Source organism: Anaerotignum sp. (assembly GCF_040307045.1).
Classification (GTDB): Bacteria; Bacillota; Clostridia; order Lachnospirales; family Anaerotignaceae; genus Chakrabartyella.
The window spans coordinates 20,858-37,935 of record NZ_JAWRKF010000020.1 but is presented as its reverse complement, the minus strand read 5'-3'; the positions used below and the strand labels follow the sequence as shown (position 1 = coordinate 37,935).

Here is a 17,078-nt window from a genome sequence, read left to right as displayed (position 1 = left end):
TTCTCCCAGATTCTAGGCAAAAAATCGCCTAAAAACCCTAACAAAATAATGTATGCAAACATAATGTGTGGCCGCTTCACCAAACATCCTTTCTGAAAGTCATCTCCCTGTTTGATCAAGAAGAAAAATGACATTTCAAACCCTGAAGTCCATGTGTACCCATTTTGGGGAAATGAGCCTCACTCTGGCGTTACCATTCAAGAAGATCAACCTCATGTTCCTTTGAAAAACAGGTTTTACATTCCCTTTTCATGAAGCAAACTGTATCTTAGAAAATATTTTTGCATCCCAAAAATCCAATCAGACAAAGCATGGCTGTGGCTACATAAAATAAAGTTACAACCTTTGTCTCTCTCCATCCGCTTTGCTCCAAATGGTGGTGAAAAGGTGCCATTTTAAATAATCTTTTCCCTGCCCCAAATTTCCGTTTTGTCAGTTTAAAATACCCAACCTGAAGCATGGTGCTGATGGATTCTAAAAGATAAATAAACCCAACAATCAAAATAAAGATGGGCATTTTCAAAATAAAGGCTGTTGCCGCCACAAATCCGCCCAAGGCAAGAGAACCCGTATCCCCCATAAAGACCTTGGCAGGATAGGAGTTAAAAATCAAAAATGCCAATAGCCCGCCGATAATTGCACCACAAACAGGGGCAACCGTACTGCCAGAGGCCCATGCAACAATGGCAAAAAAGGCAGCAATAATCAATGTAACTCCGCCAGCCAAACCATCCAGCCCATCCGTCAAGTTAACACCATTTACCGTTCCTAAAACTGCAACAAATAAAAATGGAATAAAAAGAATACCCAAGTCTATGGTTGCTCCCTTTGCAAAAGGAATATACACCGCTGTACCAATGCCGCTTTTGTAAATGTACCAACAAAAGCCACCTGTCACAATCAGCTGAAGCAAAATTTTCTGCATTGCTCTAAGACCTAAAGAACGCTTTTTCACAACTTTAATATAATCGTCCAAAAACCCGATAATTCCATAGCAAACGGTAACCAATAAAATTACCGTGCCATCGGCGTTTCCTTTCATAAAAAAGGCGGCAGCAACGGCAAAAGCGATTAAAAAGGCAATACCACCCATAGTAGGCGTGCCCTGTTTTAATAAGTGGCTCTGGGGCCCATCATCCCTTACATTTTGTCCAAATTTTAATCTGTGCAGCATCGGAATCATAACTGGACAAAGGATAACCCCCACCACAAACGATATGATAATTGCGTATACTGCCTGTTCCAAAGACCCCACTTTAGTTCACTCCCTGTATTTTTTCTACGGTTTTCTCAAAGGCCATACTTCTGGATGCCTTTACCAAAATAGCATCTCCCTTTTTTAGCATTGCCAACCCATCATTCCAAAATTCTTCTTGATTATCAAAACGGTAAACCTCTTTTAAGCCCCCGTCTTTTGCCCCTTGCACCATTTTATCACTGAGCTTACCCACGCAGAATAATAAATCAATATCTTTTTCAGCCGCATAAGCCCCCACTTCTTCGTGCATTTTGGGTGCAAACTCTCCCAGTTCCCCCATAAAGCCTAAAATGGCAACCTTTCTCCCCTGAGCATTTGAAAGGATATCTAGCGATGCCTTCATGGATACAGGATTTGCGTTATAAACGTCATTCAAAATTGTCATTCCGTTGTCAAGCTTCATTACATTCATTCTGTTTTTTGTTGGTACAAAATTTTCAATTCCTGCCTTCATCTCCTCAAGGCTCAAGCCCATTTCAAGGCCCACAGCAACTGCGGAAAGGGCATTCAAAACCATATGCTCACCCGGTATTGGAATCACTGTGTCGAAAGAACCCAGGGGTGTATGCACACTGCATTTTGTTTTCTCCATACCCAACAGCTCAAGGTGATCTGCATAAACGTCCTTTTTATTTTCCACACCAAACCAACGTAACTTTTGGGGAAGTCTCCCCTCCAATGTAATCAACATATCGTTGTCAGCATTTAAAACTGCCACACCATCCTCTGGCATAAAGTCAAACATTTCGCATTTTGCCTGCATAATGCCTTCTCTGCTGCCTAAGTATTCGATGTGGGCAACCCCTATGTTAGAAATTAGTCCCAGCTGAGGGCGAACCACCTCCGCCAAGGCATGGATTTCTCCAAAATGGTTCATACCCATTTCAATAACGGCTAACTGATGATGGTCCTCCAAACGAAATAAAGTCAAAGGTACTCCAATGTCATTGTTGTAGTTGCCCTGTGTCCAAAGTACATCATACTTTTGCCCCAACACAGAGGCTACCATGTCTTTTGTTGTTGTTTTACCAACACTGCCTGTAATTCCAATAAAAGGAATTTTAAATTTATTTCTATAATGAGCCGCTAGCTTTAGCAACGCTTTCTTTACATCAGGCACCAAAAGTAGCACACTGCCGTTTTTTGGTACGATCACTTGGGAAGATAAACAAGCGGCAACGCCTTTTGCAAAGCAGTCCCCAATAAACTCATGTCCGTCCAATCGTTCCCCTTGGATGGCCAAAAATAAGCTGTTGCTTGTTACCTCTCTGGAATCTTGGGTGATGTGGGAAATGGTTCGATCCAAAACTTCTTCCAGTCCGTCGACGGCAATTACCTGTGCCCCTGTTGCCCGAATAATTTCTCCAATAGTCATATTTTTCATAAGCAATCCTCACCAAAAGCCTTTCGTATTTCTTCCATATCGTCAAAGTGAATGGTACAATCCTTAAAAATCTGATAATTCTCATGGCCCTTCCCAGCGATAATGATCACATCCCCTGCCTTTGCCATTTTTGCCCCTTGCAAAATTGCCTCACGCCTATCTGCAATCTTTTCGTAAAGACAATGGGTTTTCACCACGCCTGCTTCAACCTCATTCAAAATCGTCAGGGGATTTTCTGTTCTTGGGTTGTCAGAGGTAATGATGCAATAGTCGGAACCTTTGCCTGCAATTTCTCCCATAATAGGGCGTTTGGTTTTGTCCCTGTCGCCACCACAGCCAAAAATGGTAATAATCCTACCCGTAGCAAATTCTCTGGCAGTTTTTAATATATTGTCCAAACCATCAGGGGTGTGGGCATAATCCACCACTGCCTGATATCCTTTTTTGCTGCGAACCGCTTGAAAACGGCCGGCAACGCCGTGGTTTTCCTCCAAGCCAGCAATGATTTCTTCCATAGGAATCCCTAATAAAAGACAAGCGCCAATGGCACCCAAAGCGTTATACACGCTAAATCTGCCAGGTGTAGTTAAATGCACATGGTATTCCTTCCCCTGCCAAGGCAAGAAAAATTCTGTCCCCTGGGCAGTTATGGTAATTTCGTTGGCTTTTAGGTCCGCCTCTTTCTCAACTGCAAAGGTCAAAACCTGCCCCTTTGCTCTGTCTTTCATAAATTCGCCAGCAGCATCATCCAAATTGATGACACTTTTTTTGGCTCTTTCAAATAATTTTCCTTTGGCAAGTTTATAGTTTTCCATTGTTTTGTGATAATCCAAATGATCTTGGGTTAAGTTTGTAAATATCCCAATTTCATATTGAATGCCATCCACTCTATGCAAATCCAAGGAGTGGGAGGAAACCTCCATCACCACATGGGTAACATCCTCCTCCACCATTGTGTTTAATAATTCTTGTAATTCTTTTGACTCTGGGGTAGTTCTTTCAGTATGCAGTACCTTATCACCAATTCGGTTTTCAATGGTACCCACAACGCCAACATTCTTACCCATACGGTCCAGCACAGACTTCATCAAGTATGTGGTCGTGGTTTTGCCGTTTGTTCCTGTCACACCCACCACCTGCATTTTTTTTGACGGGTCATCATAATATTGTACCGCCATGAGGGCCAATGCCTCGCGGCTATTTTTCACTTGAATCACAGTAATTTCCGACCCAATTCCTTGGGGCATTCTCTCGCAAATCACAGCTACAGCACCCTGCTTCTCAGCCATAGGTGCAAATTTATGTCCATCAGCCTGAAACCCTCTGACACACACAAAAACAGCTCCCGGGGTTACCTTTCGGGAGTCATATGCAATACTCATTACTTCCATGGCAGGGTCTCCTTGCAAAACTTCATAAGAAATCCCGTCTAACAGCTTTTTCAATTCCATGGCTGTTTCCTCCTTTGGTTAAAAAACGATGAACAACCCTTCACCTATGAGTGAAGACCCTTTCCTCGTCAGTAAAACAAATTGGTAAAAATCACTTCACTATTTTACTCATATTCATTGGTAATTACAACACTTTCCTTTACATCTGCATGATTCACCACAGAAAATCCAAATTTTTGTATCCCCGTTTTAAATTGGGCTTTGTCCGCCACCTTGTGCCCCATGAAAATGTCCACGGTTCTTCAGGTTTATCCCCTTCAATCGCACATAAAACGCTTCTAAAAACCTGTTTTAGCCCTTTTCTTAAATTGTCTTTGCAAAAGAATAAGCCTTAGCCTGTTAAAGGTATATCTTCTACATTTCACAATGACAAAAGACAAAACCAAGTTTTTAGAAACGTTGATGTTTTCTGCCTTAGGATCTCCCCCATCTGGCAAATGCAGTATCTTTTCCCAGAATTATTATGGGAAAAGTATACCACATTTACGCTATACTACCAAATATTTTTACCACTTTCATGCCTTTTCTTTCAACACAACATTGAAAATCTCGCGTTTATTTCCGTTTTTCTAAGGAAAATCTCCCTGTATTTTTTTTCAAACACCCATTCTTTCCTTATTCCATATAAACAATGACTTCCGTCCCTTTGTTTATCTTTTCTCCGATGGGGGGCAATTGCCTTTGCACCCTTTCCCCCTCACCACGCACGCTCATTGCAAGCCCTTCTTTTTGCAGCACATTTTTGGCCTCCTGGAAGGTCATACCAATCACCTCTGGCATAACTGCCTGCTCTTTTGCTGCTTCCTCTGCTTCCTTTTCCGTATAAACAGGCTCAATGCCTAAATAAGGCAAAGTGTTTTTCAGCAATTCTTGCATTACAGGCCCTGCAACCGTGCCACCATAATAGACACCCTTGGGCTCATCAATCAGCACCAATGCCAAAACCTGAGGATTCTCCGCGGGAGCAAAAGACATAAAGGAAGCAATGTATTTCCCGCTTCTTCTAGGTAATTTTTCAGATGTAGCAGTTTTTCCCCCAATGCGGTACCCAGGGATATAAGCCTTGCTGCCGGTACCCTGAGAAACAACGCTTTCCAAAATCATTTTCATTGTTTCCGAAGTTTTTTCAGAAATAACTTGCTCCCCTTTTTCATACTGGAACTCCTCAACTAAATTTCCCTCCTCATCTGCAATCCCCTTTGCAAAGTGAGGTGTTACCAAATAGCCACCATTGACAATAGAGGAAGCGGCTCGCAACAGCTGTAATGGGGTAATTTGAAAAGATTGACCAAAGCTCATAGTAGCTAATTCTACAGGGCCAACATTATCCAGCTTATGAATAATACCCACTGCCTCACCAGCAAGGTCAATTCCAGTTTTTTGATCAAATCCGAATTTTTTCATATAGTTCAAAAAACGCTCTGCCCCTAGGCGCTCGCCAACCTCCATAAATACAGGGTTGCAAGAGTTTTGAACCCCCTGCACAAAAGTTTCTGCCCCGTGGGTTCGAGGATAACGCCAACATTTAATTCTTCTGTCACCGGCAATGTGAAACCCATTGCAATAAAAACTGCTTTCCGGTGTCACTACACCTTCTTCCAAGCCTGCCGCCGATGTTACAATTTTAAATGTACTACCTGGTTCATATGTATCGTTAATGGCAGTGTTACGCCACATGGCATTCAAATAATCATTTTTTTCTTTTTCCGAAAAAGCATCCCAGGTTTGAGCCAAGGTTTCGTCGTTAATGGTAAATGGGTCGTTTAAATCAAAAAACGGATAATTGGCCATGGCATAAATCTCCCCATTTTGTGGGTTTAAAACGATAATCAAACCATGGTCCGCCCCCTTGGTTTCCACAGCTTTGGCGATGGTCTGCTCTGCATATTGCTGCAACACAACGTCAATGGTGGTTACCAAGTTCTTGCCATCTTCTGGGGGAATTCTATCTTGTTTGCTATCAACTTCATTTCCTCTTGAATCCGTTAGGGTTAAGATTTTGCCTTGTTTGCCCTCCAATAGGTCGTCATACTTGGCTTCCAGGCCTAAAATTCCTTGGTTATCCTTCCCAACAAAGCCCACCACTTGTGCTGCCATCTCTGAAAATGGATACACACGCTTAACGTCCTCATCCACCATAACCCCTGGAACCTCATCCTTTCGAATCTCTGCCGCCAGCTCACTGTCAACCTTTGTTTTGATTCGAACCAGAGCAACATTTTCTTGCACTTTCTTTAAAACCGATTCATAGTCCAGATCTAGCTTTTCCGCCAGATAAGATGCTGTTTTCTCTTTGTCTTTTACCTGTACGGGTATCACGCTGACAGCGTTAACGGTTTCAGTCAATGCAATCCCCTGACCATTCCTGTCCAAAATACTTCCTCTTTTGGGCATAATCAACCTATCCCTTGTTTGCTGTTCATAGGCCATTTCCTGCCATTCTTGGGAACGGAAAAGCTCAATATAAATAATTCTGCCAAGCAATAACGTAAAGCCAAACATGGCCCCCAACAGAAAGACCAACAGCTTTTTTTTAACCCCTATAGGCGGTCGTTCCATGAAAAACACCCCTGTCTTTTCCATTTATAACAAAATATATGGAAAAAACAGGGCGTGTATGCGTTCATTTAGGTAGGATATGCATTAAAACAGCAATACCCTTTTTCCGGCTTCTTACCAAGCCCCTAAAATTCTTGATTTAATAATTCGTTTCAGTTGACTTTTGCACCAAACCCATAAAGCCAACCATTGATTTTTTAGAAGGCTCATTTTTCATGGGCATCCTGTCTTAAGGCTATTTTTTTGCTTTGCGATGTCAAAAAAGGCCTAAATTTTATTCCCCTTGTGCTCCGTTTGGCGTTTCTTCGGTTTTCGGGGATAGTATAATTTTCACTTCGATGCCTTTTTCAACAGAAACACCATACTTTGGCTCTTGTGAGGAAACAATCCCTTGGGTCTCCCCTTCAAAAACCACTTCAAACCCAGCCTCTGTCAAGGCCGTTGTTGCATCATGATAGGATTTGCCCACCACATTAGGCACAGAAATTTTCCCCGAATCCTCTGAGGATTTTTCAACATATAGAATAATCTCGCTGCCTTTTTCCACCTTTGTGTTTCCTTTTGGCACTTGGTTTGTAATGGCATTGCCTGTTCCAACCACCTTATAATTCAGTTCCTTTGAATCCAAGTCTGTCACAACATTGTAAGTTGAACTGCCCACATAATCAGGAATCTCTACGGTTTCATTCGTAGTCAAAGGGGCCACTTCCTCCGCTCCTTCCGTTGGTTCCAAATTTTTATATTTGATGATTTTCTCAATCAACGTTTTTGTCATTGGTGCGGTACTTTGTACCCCATCAGCATAGCCCTCTGGCAAGTTGATCACCGTCAACACAATATATTTGGGGTTTTCGGCGGGAAAATAAGCCATATGGGTCAATGTCCAGAGGTCATCTCTATTTCTGGCACCCTGCTCCGCAGTACCCGTTTTACATCCGATGGAATACCCAGGAATCTGAATTTTTTTACCGGTACCTCTTTCTACTGTTGCTTTTAGCGCAACACGCATATAATCAGACGTTTTTGTCGAGATAACCTGTCTAATCACTTGAGGTTTGTTTTCAAACACAACATCGCCCTTTTGGTCAATCACCTGAGAAACCACATGGGGCTGAACCACATTCCCCCCGTTGATCAAGGCAGAAAAAGCAGTAATAATCTGAATGGTGGTGCAGTTAAAGGTCTGACCAAAGGAAATTGTAGCTAATTCCGTAGGCCCAATGGCAGATAAGGAGTGCAATAAGTTTGCCGCATCCACCTCACCAGGCAGATCAATGCCCGTTTTTTGTCCAAAACCAAATTCCATCTGATAGCGATATAACTTCTCTGCTCCCAGCTTCTGGGCAATTTGAATAATGCCCATATTGCATGATTGGGCTAAAATTTCTTCAACATTAATGGTGCCGTGACCACTTCTTAAGTGGCATCGAATGGTGGTTCCGCTCACATCCATAGAGCCACTGCAATAAAAGGTGGTTGAGGGTGTGATTACCCCTTCTTCCAACGCAGCCGCAGCCACCAAAGGCTTGTAAATAGACCCCGGTTCATAGGTATTGCTAATGGAAAATGACTTCCACATATTATTCAAATATTCCATTTGTTCTTGGCTGGTTTTTGCCTCCCATGCTGTTTTAAATTCAGCGTTAGATTCAGCCTGCAAGGGTGTGCCCGGATCGTTAAGGTCAAAACTGTTAGACTCCGCCAAAGCCAATACTTCCCCCGTGTTGGGATCCATAACAATTGCGGCAACATTTTCAGAAGGCCACTTTGTGGCAGTCTCCGCCACAACCTCCTCGGCATACTGCTGTATGGTATAGTCAATGGTGGTGATAACCGTGTCACCGTCTTGGGCAGGGTAGTCTTGATAAGTAACACCCTTTCCCCCTTCATATAAAATAAAGGATCGCCCTGGTGTTCCTACCATATAATCATTATATTGTCCTTCTATCCCCCAATGGCTATCCCCTCGGATAAAGCCCAGCAAATGACAGCCCAAGGTGTTCAATGGGTACGCCCGTTTACTTGTCTGTTCGTAATATACCCCCTTTAGCTTCAACGCCTCCAGCTCTTCCTTAAGAGAACGGTCAACCCCCTTTACCAAGTATTTCCAATGGTTAGGCAGGTTTATTTTTCCCGTGGCAGGGTTCACAGTAATATAGCCTTTTAAAGTTGCATAGTCCAACTCAGGAAAATACTGGCATAAAGTTGTTAGTGTTTTTTCCTGCTCCTCCTCCTTGTTTTCCGCCAAAACCAAGGAATCCAAAACCACATTATAAACTGCCGTAGAAATAGCCAAAACCTGCTCATTTCTATCTAGAATACTACCACGGTTTGCCGCAATTACCGAATCATAGCGGTTAATTTGCTGGTTTTTTGCCGCCGCTTCATATTCCTCGCCATGGACAACCTTTAAGTATACAACTCTCCCTAAAAATATTACAAATACTGCCATAAACACAAAAAGAATAAAAGCAAACTTACTTTTTGCTTTTATTCCTGCTGTTGATTTTCTCATCATACATCAATCCTTTTTACCGATTTGAAAAGCCTAAAATTCCAGAATTTTTTTCTCCTTCTGTGGCGTCAGAGGCATATTGAATCGTATAGCTATGTTTTGGTACATCTATGTAAACCACCTGATAGGACTGGGGCTCCGCCATACCCAGTCTGTTCGTTGCTTGCTCTTTAATGTAATCCAAATCAATTTGCTCTGTTAACTCTGCTGCTAGAATTGCATTGTTGGATTTTAAATCAGCCAATTGACTTTTTTCCCTTCTCAACTCCACGTTTTCATTGGCAACCCTCACGTGCATTCCCATAAAAGCAATGCTGCCCGCAAAAAGAACCACAACAATGGCAATCAGCTTAAAGGCAGTAATTCTACTTTCTCTGACTTCGGCTTTGTGTACCTTTTCCTGGGCAATGCGCGCCCTTTTTTCATCTTCTTCTGTATAATATGGGGTATATTCCGGCTGTACGTCATATGCTACGTTTCCATAGGTATAGTAGGAAGAACCTCTGTACGTATTTCCATTTCTGTCGTATCGTTTTGCAGCCATACCAATGCCCCTTCCCTTTATTTTTTGACTCCTTCCAAAACACGCAACTTGGCACTTCTGGAACGAGGATTCACATCTAATTCTTCATCCCTTGGTATAATTGGCTTTCTTGTAATTACTTTGCCTGTTTGTTGCTTATTGCAAACACAAACAGGGAACTGGGGCGGACATACACAAGGATTTTCCTGCTTACGGAAAGCCTCTTTTACGATTCTATCCTCTAAGGAATGGAACGTAATAATACAAAGCCTGCCACCTTCATTTAATCTTTGGGCAACGTCATCAATGGCACGTTGCAATACATCTAACTCACCATTTACCTCAATACGAATTGCTTGAAAAGTTCTTTTTGCAGGGTGAGGGCCATCTTTTCTTGCCCCTTTTGGCACTGCTTTTTTAATGACTTCCACCAATTCCCCTGTTGTTTCAATGGGTTTGTTTTGCCGTTCATTAACAATAAATTGGGCAATTCTTCTCGCCCAACGCTCCTCACCAAACCTAAAAATAACGCGGTTTAGCGCATCTTCATCATATTCATTCACAACCTCATAGGCAGAAAATGGCTTGGTTGCATCCATACGCATGTCCAAAGGCGCATCATTTTGGTAAGAAAATCCACGCTCCGCCTCATCCAGTTGATGGGAAGAAACACCAATGTCAAGAAGCATACCATCTATTTTTTCAATGCCCAGGCTATCCAAAACACTGCCGATATTCCCAAAATTGTCATGCACAAAGGTGATTTTGTCCAAATGGTCTTTCAGTCTTTCCTTCGCCGCCTTATGGGCATTCAAATCCTGGTCAATTGCAATAAGTCTGCCTGTGGTCAATTTCTTTGTAATTTCAAGGGAATGTCCACCGCCACCCATCGTACCATCCACATAAATCCCGTCTGGCTTAATATTTAAATTTTCAATGCACTCCCAAAGAAGTACGGAAACGTGATGAAACTCCAAAATGGTTACCCTGGGCAGTCCATAAAAACCATGTTTTTACGACGCCTTTCCCTTTCTTATTTACTCTGATGAAAGCCCTTGAGCTTTGCCTTTTTTCATTACTATTGTTTAGAAAACAAGTAAACCTCTCTCGCCCTTGGCAAATCCTTTGCCTTGTTAAATTCCCAAATTCTCCATCTCAAAAGCCAATTCATTGCTAATAAAGTTTTCCTCATTGTTATATTCGTTCCAGTTATCCTTGTTCCAAATTTCCACCCTATTATTCACACCAATGGAAACAACATCTTTTTTGAGCCCAGCATATTCTCTAAGGTTAGCTGGCAGGTTTATTCTTCCCTGATTATCCAGTTCACATTCAATGGCACCGGCAAAGAAAAAACGCACAAATTTTCTTGCACCACTACTGGTTAGGGGCAGTTGCTTCAGTTTTTCCTCAAAAATGGCCCATTCACTCTGGGGATACGCAAATAAGCAGTTATCCAGTCCTTTGGTCACAACAAAATGTTCGCCTAATCCCTCACGAAATTTCGCAGGAACAATTAAGCGCCCTTTCGAATCAATGGAATGTTGAAATTCTCCCAGAAACATTTTGTAGTCACCACCTTTCGCCCATCAAAGAAGAAAATGGACGTTTATAACCATTCCCTACCACTTTTCCCCACTATTATCCACATTGTAATATATTTAACCCAATAAGACAAGCCCCAAAGAACAAAAAATATCTGTTTTTTTTATTAAGAAACCTTGATATTTCAAGGCTTTTATACTATATATTGCAATTTGTAGCAACATTCGACAAAAATAACGATTTCCCCCATTCTCCACCACCATTGAAATATTCCTTGGCTTTATCCACAAACTTGTTTTATTTCTCCACAGGAACACCAAAAATACCTTCTTCATGGAAATTTTATTCAAAAATAACACACGCCCCGCCTTTCTCCCCCACAAAAAAATAGGCTTTGCTTTCGCAAAACCTATCTTTCATCTAACGATTATGAAAAAGGATATATCCTTCCTTTTGTAAAGCGTAACCACTTTTTTTCTATGATCTCCCATCCTGTTCAAACCTGACAACCTTAAAAAGCCATTCTTGCATCCTCTTTTATTTGTGATATGCCTGTGCAAGCTTTTCAAAAGATGGTAAGGAAGCCTCAATGGTATCCCTAGCTACACAATAGGCGATTCTTGCATATCCATTGCAACGAAAGCCACTGCTTGGTGTCATTAGTATACCAAATTCCTTGGCTTTATTTACAAATGCAACATCATCATCTTCCAAAGCCTTTATAAATAAGTAAAAGGCACCTTGAGGCTTGGCACATTCATATCCATAACTGGTCAGTGCGTTGTATAGAATTTCTCTGTTTTTGTCATAAAAGGCAACGTCAGATTTTTCATCACAGCATTTTGCCACCACCAACTGCTGCAATGCCGGCGCATTTACAAATCCCAACACACGATTGGCAACCCCTGCCCCATAAACCACATCTTGAAAATCTGCAACTGTAGAGGGGATGGTCAAGTAGCCAATGCGATCCCCAGGTAAAGAAAGGGATTTGGAAAAAGAATACGCCACTATGGTGTTTTCATAAATTTTAGGTATGTAAGGAACGGTCACACCATCAAATACCAACTCTCTGTAGGGTTCGTCAGAAATTAGATAGATAGAGGTACCCAATTCCTTTTCCTTCTTCCTTAAAACATCAGCAACTTCCTGAAGAATTTCCTCTCCATAAACCACACCCGTAGGGTTGTTTGGGTTGTTAATGATTATGGCCTTTGTCTTTGAGGTAATTGTCTCCTCCAGCTTTTTTGGGTTGGGCAAAAAAGTGGGGATGTTTGGCTCAATGGCAATCAGCTTCCCTCCTGCATTGGCAACATAGGCATCATACTCACCAAAATAAGGGGCAAAGGTTAAAACCTCGTCTCCTTCATCCAGCAAAACCTTCATAATCACGTTTAACCCACCTGCCGCTCCAGTGGTCATCACAATGTTTCCCTGGGTGTATTTCTCTTGAAAACGGCGGTTTAAGCTTTCTGCAATGGCACTGCGTACAGATGGAATGCCAGCTCCATCCGTATAACTGTGTATCGCCAGCGAGTCCATGTTTTCCAAAATCTCAATTGCTGTTTTGTTTACAGATAGGGGTGCTTTCACATTGGGGTTTCCAATGCCAAAGTCAAAAACATTCTCATCCCCTAAAATTTGGCGCATCCGTTTACCCTCGGTAAATAATGCACTAATGGCGGCACTTTGCTCCACTAGAGCCTTCATGTTTTTAGAAATCATGGTTCACTCCCCTTTTCTGTGGTATTTTTCCACCAAAAATTCCATGGCTTCTTTGTAGCCCAAAAGGCCTTTTCCCATAATGGTCTTTACACAAGCCATTCCCGCATAGGAAATCTGGCGAAAATCCTCTCTTTTGCTAACATCAGAAAGATGTACCTCCACCGCAGGTAAACTTACCGCTTTCAGTGCATCCAAAATTGCCACGCTTGTGTGGGTATATGCAGCGGGATTAATTACAATGCCTTCCGTGCCATCAAAGTAAGCCTGTTGAATACGGTCTACCAATCCCCCCTCGTGGTTGGATTGAAAAACCTCTAATTCAATTCTGTTTTCCTTTGCAGTTTCCTTAATTAAATTCAGCAAATCCTCATAAGTCTCACTGCCGTAAATATTTTTCTCCCGAATCCCAAGCATATTCAAATTCGGTCCGTTCAGAACCAGTATCTTCATTTTTTATCGCCCCTTACATTTCGGAGTAGCATCCCAAGAAGGATAATTTTTCAGCAGATAATTCCATATCTTTAAGTAAGGTTAATACATGAGGCGAGAATACAGAACCATCTAGGTCGAAATAGAAACGGAATTCGAAATCCTTGCCAGGAATAGGGCGGCTTTCTAGCTTGCAAAGGTTTAAACCATGGCAAGCAACCTTACCAATCATCTCATGCAAAGATCCTGGTCTGTGTTCCAAGGAAAGCATCAAGCTGATTTTGTTTGCCCCTGCATAAATTTCCATGTTTTTTGCGATGCAGATGAAGCGAGTGTAGTTGTTCTGATTGTTCTGTACATCCTCCTGCAAGATTTCCAAACCATACAGCTTTGCACATTCAGGGGAAGATAAAGCTGCAATGTCAGTACGTTCACATTCAGCAACATATTTTGCCGCTGTAGCAGTGTTTTCAAATACCGTAATCTTCACGTTAGGCAAAGATTTCAAATATTCGCTGCACTGCTGTAATGCCTGATCATGGGAAATAATTTCTGTAATCTCAGATAGTTTTGTACCTTTCTTCGCCACCAATGCATGATTGATATGCAACTTTAAGCTCTTTACAATATAAAATTTGTGGCGAACCATTAAATCATAAACTTCTGTCACAGACCCTGCGGAACTGTTTTCGATGGGCAGCACGCCGTACTGGCAAAGGCCCATTTCTACTGCATTGAACACACTTTCAAAGCTGTTGAAAAACATGGCGTTAGGCATTGCGAAAAGCTTGCCACAAGCTCTTTGTGCATAAGAGCCCTCAACCCCCTGGCAAGCAACAATGGCTTTTCTGGGGAATTCCATTTTTGGCTCACTGATGTTTGCAAGAATCTGCTGGGATAGCGGGGTTTCTTTTGTTAGCAGTCCTGCTTGATAACTTCTGCTTACTTCAAACATGGTATGATAAAGGATATTTGCATAAAGTTCAAATTCTTCTCCCGCCTGCTCCATCACACGTTGTAATACTGCGGTTTCTCTTTTCTGGTCTAACACAGGCATATTTTTTTCTGCTTTTTCCCCTGCAATTTGGGCTGAAGTCTGCATACGTTCCACAAACAGCTTTACAATCTCGTCATCAACCTCATTAATTCTATTTCTCAAAGCTTCTAATTCCATCTTTCGTTCCTCCTCATGTTCAATCATTGCCTATTCCCCTTAATTGTATCATTATCAATTATTTCATGAATAAATACTCTTATTAAAATCATTTTCCATAGGTTTTGACTCCTTTTATTTCAAAAGAAAGCCTTCCTCGCCCTCTGCATTATGGTGTCAAATAACCCCTATCTTCCCTTTATTTCTAATAAATCCAAAATAGCAATGGCCACTGCCGCCTCCACACAAGGCACAGCCCTTGGCACAATGCAAGGATCGTGGCGCCCCGTCACCCTTAGCGTTGCATTTTCGCCCCTTTTCAGGCTAACGGTATCTTGATTTTTACTAATAGAGGGGGTAGGTTTAAAGGCAGTGCGGATCACCAAAGGCATACCGCTGGAAATCCCCCCCAAGCTACCACCATGATGGTTTGTTTTCGTTTTAATTTGTCCTGTTTCTTCTATATAAAAGCTGTCGTTGTTTTCAGAGCCAAAAAGCTCACAAACACCAAAGCCCTCACCAAACTCCACACCCTTTACTGCTGGAATGGCAAATAATATGGATGAAAGCTTGCTTTCCAAACCATCAAACATAGGCTCACCAATGCCCACAGGCAACCCAATGGCAACACTCTCTATCACACCGCCAACGGAATCCCCTTGTTCTCTTGCCTTTTGAATGATGCCTATCATTTTCTCCCCTGCCTGTTCATCCATGGTAGGAAAATTTTTTGCAATGACCTCTGCTAATGCTTCTTTTGTAATTTCAGCGCCATCAAAGCTCTTATCTTTTTCCTTGTGGATGGATAAAATATGTGCCCCTATATAAATCCCTCTGCGCTCTAAAATTTGAAGACAAACTGCCCCTGCAAAACAAAGGGGTGCCGTAAGCCGACCGGAAAAATGCCCCCCGCCTCGGTGATCCTGAAATCCACCATACTTAACCTCAGCCGTAAAATCTGCGTGGCCAGGTCTGGGCATATCCTTCAGCTGATCATAATCTTTGGAATGGGTATTGGTATTTTCAATCATTGCGCAAATGGGTGCGCCACAAGTTCTGCCTTGAAATAATCCAGAAACAACCCGAACCTCATCCTCTTCTTTTCTTGGGGTGGAGTAGGCATTCTTCCCAGGCGCTCTTCTATCCAAAAATCTCTGGGCAGCCTCCAGGTCAATTTCTTCACCAACGGGTAACCCGTCAATCACAACGCCAATTGCATCAGAATGGGATTGCCCAAATATGCTGATTTTCACTTTATCACCATAATTAGAAGACATCCGCCACACCTCCCAGTCTGATAAACTCTGCAAAAAATGTAGGATAGGATTTGGAAACAGCCTCAGCTCGTTCAATCGTAGCCTCCACCCCCAAAGCCGCCGCTGCAACAGCAAGGGCCATAACAATTCTGTGGTCGTCATAGGAATCCAAAACAACCTCACCCATGGGTGGCACATTGCCACCTTCAATCAAAATGCCCTCTGCCTGTTCCGTTACCTTCACCCCTAATTTTTGCAGCCCCTCAGCCATTGCCTTTAGGCGGTCGCTTTCCTTGATGCGCAATCTTCCTGCATTATAAATCAAGGTTTCGCCCTTTGCCAATGCTCCAGCGGTACAAAGAATGGGTACCAAGTCGGGTATCTGTGCGGCATCAATACGAATTCCTTTTAATGCACCTCCACAAATATGAACACCATCATCTTCCCAATGTACTTTTGCGCCAAATTGTTCCATTAGGCTCACAATTTCCTTGTCGCCTTGGCAGGAATCTTTGCGCAAACCCGTGCAAGTAATATCTCCACCAACGCCACCGGCAACAACCCAAAATGCAGCGCCAGACCAGTCACCCTCTGATGAAATTTCTTTTGGAGAATGGTATACCTGCCCACCTTTTATGGAGAATCCCCACTCTCGTTCTTCTATTTCAATGCCATAGGTAGCCAAGGTTTCCAATGTCATATCAATATAACCCCTGGACTCAATTTTTGTGGAAAGACGTATTTCGCTGTTCCCCTGCACAAGGGGTAATGCAAACAAAAGACCTGTGATATATTGGGAGCTGATATTTCCTGGCAAAGTGTAAATACCACCTGTAATGCCACCACTCATTTCAAGGGGTACAGCATTTTCCTTCACTTGACAGCCATATTTTCTTAGTTCATCTAATAAAACGTCAATGGGTCTTTCAGGCAGTCTGCCTCGCCCTTCTATAATGGCATGTTTGCCCAAAGCCGCCACAATGGGTAACAGAAACCGTAATGTAGAACCACTCTCCACACAATCCAAAACAACATCTTTGGTCTGGGATTCCCAAAGAGGGGAAACCTCAACCGTGTCGCCACTCCTAACGATGTTGCAGCCCAAAGCCTCAAGGCAATTCTTGGTCGCTTCTATGTCGTTGGACCATCCTTCTACCAAAATTTTCGTTGGCACATCGGCTAATGCCGCTGCAATCAGCAATCGATGGGCGTCGGATTTGGAAGAAATCACCTTTATATTTCCCTTAAGGGTACTTTTTCCTATTTTTATATTCATTCGT

Annotated in this window: 13 protein-coding genes; all 13 read right to left on the bottom strand. The window is 42.4% G+C overall.

Annotated elements, in window-relative coordinates:
• Positions 1-268: 268 nt before the first annotated feature.
• Positions 269-1,255: a phospho-N-acetylmuramoyl-pentapeptide-transferase gene (gene mraY / locus ABVZ64_RS10245; protein WP_502892595.1), complete on the bottom strand. Its 987-nt coding sequence runs from the start codon at positions 1,253-1,255 to the stop codon at positions 269-271.
• 1 nt (position 1,256) lies between these two features.
• Positions 1,257-2,642: a UDP-N-acetylmuramoyl-tripeptide--D-alanyl-D-alanine ligase gene (locus ABVZ64_RS10240; protein WP_352400915.1), complete on the bottom strand. Its 1,386-nt coding sequence runs from the start codon at positions 2,640-2,642 to the stop codon at positions 1,257-1,259.
• Positions 2,639-4,093: a UDP-N-acetylmuramoyl-L-alanyl-D-glutamate--2,6-diaminopimelate ligase gene (locus ABVZ64_RS10235; protein WP_352400914.1), complete on the bottom strand. Its 1,455-nt coding sequence runs from the start codon at positions 4,091-4,093 to the stop codon at positions 2,639-2,641. Before ABVZ64_RS10235 ends, ABVZ64_RS10240 begins: the two co-directional genes overlap by 4 nt.
• Positions 4,094-4,708: 615 nt before the next feature.
• Complete coding sequence (locus ABVZ64_RS10230) at positions 4,709-6,652, bottom strand: penicillin-binding transpeptidase domain-containing protein (RefSeq protein ID WP_352400913.1); 1,944 nt, start codon at positions 6,650-6,652, stop codon at positions 4,709-4,711.
• 274 nt (positions 6,653-6,926) lie between these two features.
• Positions 6,927-9,170, bottom strand: coding sequence for a penicillin-binding transpeptidase domain-containing protein (locus ABVZ64_RS10225; RefSeq protein WP_352400912.1), 2,244 nt, complete (start codon positions 9,168-9,170; stop codon positions 6,927-6,929).
• A gap of 13 nt (positions 9,171-9,183) precedes the next feature.
• Positions 9,184-9,711, bottom strand: coding sequence for an FtsB family cell division protein (locus ABVZ64_RS10220; RefSeq protein ID WP_352400911.1), 528 nt, complete (start codon positions 9,709-9,711; stop codon positions 9,184-9,186).
• A gap of 17 nt (positions 9,712-9,728) precedes the next feature.
• Positions 9,729-10,667, bottom strand: a complete 939-nt coding sequence (gene rsmH / locus ABVZ64_RS10215) for a 16S rRNA (cytosine(1402)-N(4))-methyltransferase RsmH (protein WP_352400910.1) — start codon at positions 10,665-10,667, stop codon at positions 9,729-9,731.
• A 156-nt stretch (positions 10,668-10,823) separates the two neighbouring features.
• A complete protein-coding gene (gene mraZ / locus ABVZ64_RS10210) occupies positions 10,824-11,255 on the bottom strand; it encodes a division/cell wall cluster transcriptional repressor MraZ (protein ID WP_352400909.1) in 432 nt (143 codons plus the stop codon).
• Between the two features lie 517 nt (positions 11,256-11,772).
• Complete coding sequence (locus ABVZ64_RS10205) at positions 11,773-12,960, bottom strand: pyridoxal phosphate-dependent aminotransferase (RefSeq protein WP_352400908.1); 1,188 nt, start codon at positions 12,958-12,960, stop codon at positions 11,773-11,775.
• Between the two features lie 3 nt (positions 12,961-12,963).
• Positions 12,964-13,410 carry a type II 3-dehydroquinate dehydratase gene (gene aroQ, locus ABVZ64_RS10200; RefSeq protein WP_352400907.1) on the bottom strand — a complete coding sequence of 149 codons (447 nt, stop codon included), beginning with the start codon at positions 13,408-13,410 and terminating at the stop codon, positions 12,964-12,966.
• A 13-nt stretch (positions 13,411-13,423) separates the two neighbouring features.
• A complete protein-coding gene (locus ABVZ64_RS10195; RefSeq protein ID WP_352400906.1) occupies positions 13,424-14,590 on the bottom strand; it encodes a bifunctional chorismate mutase/prephenate dehydratase in 1,167 nt (388 codons plus the stop codon).
• 140 nt (positions 14,591-14,730) lie between these two features.
• Positions 14,731-15,819 carry a chorismate synthase gene (aroC, locus tag ABVZ64_RS10190; protein ID WP_352400905.1) on the bottom strand — a complete coding sequence of 363 codons (1,089 nt, stop codon included), beginning with the start codon at positions 15,817-15,819 and terminating at the stop codon, positions 14,731-14,733.
• Positions 15,809-17,074, bottom strand: coding sequence for a 3-phosphoshikimate 1-carboxyvinyltransferase (gene aroA / locus ABVZ64_RS10185; RefSeq protein ID WP_352400904.1), 1,266 nt, complete (start codon positions 17,072-17,074; stop codon positions 15,809-15,811). The genes aroC and aroA overlap by 11 nt, the downstream gene beginning before the upstream one ends.
• Between the last annotated feature and the right edge of the window lie 4 nt (positions 17,075-17,078).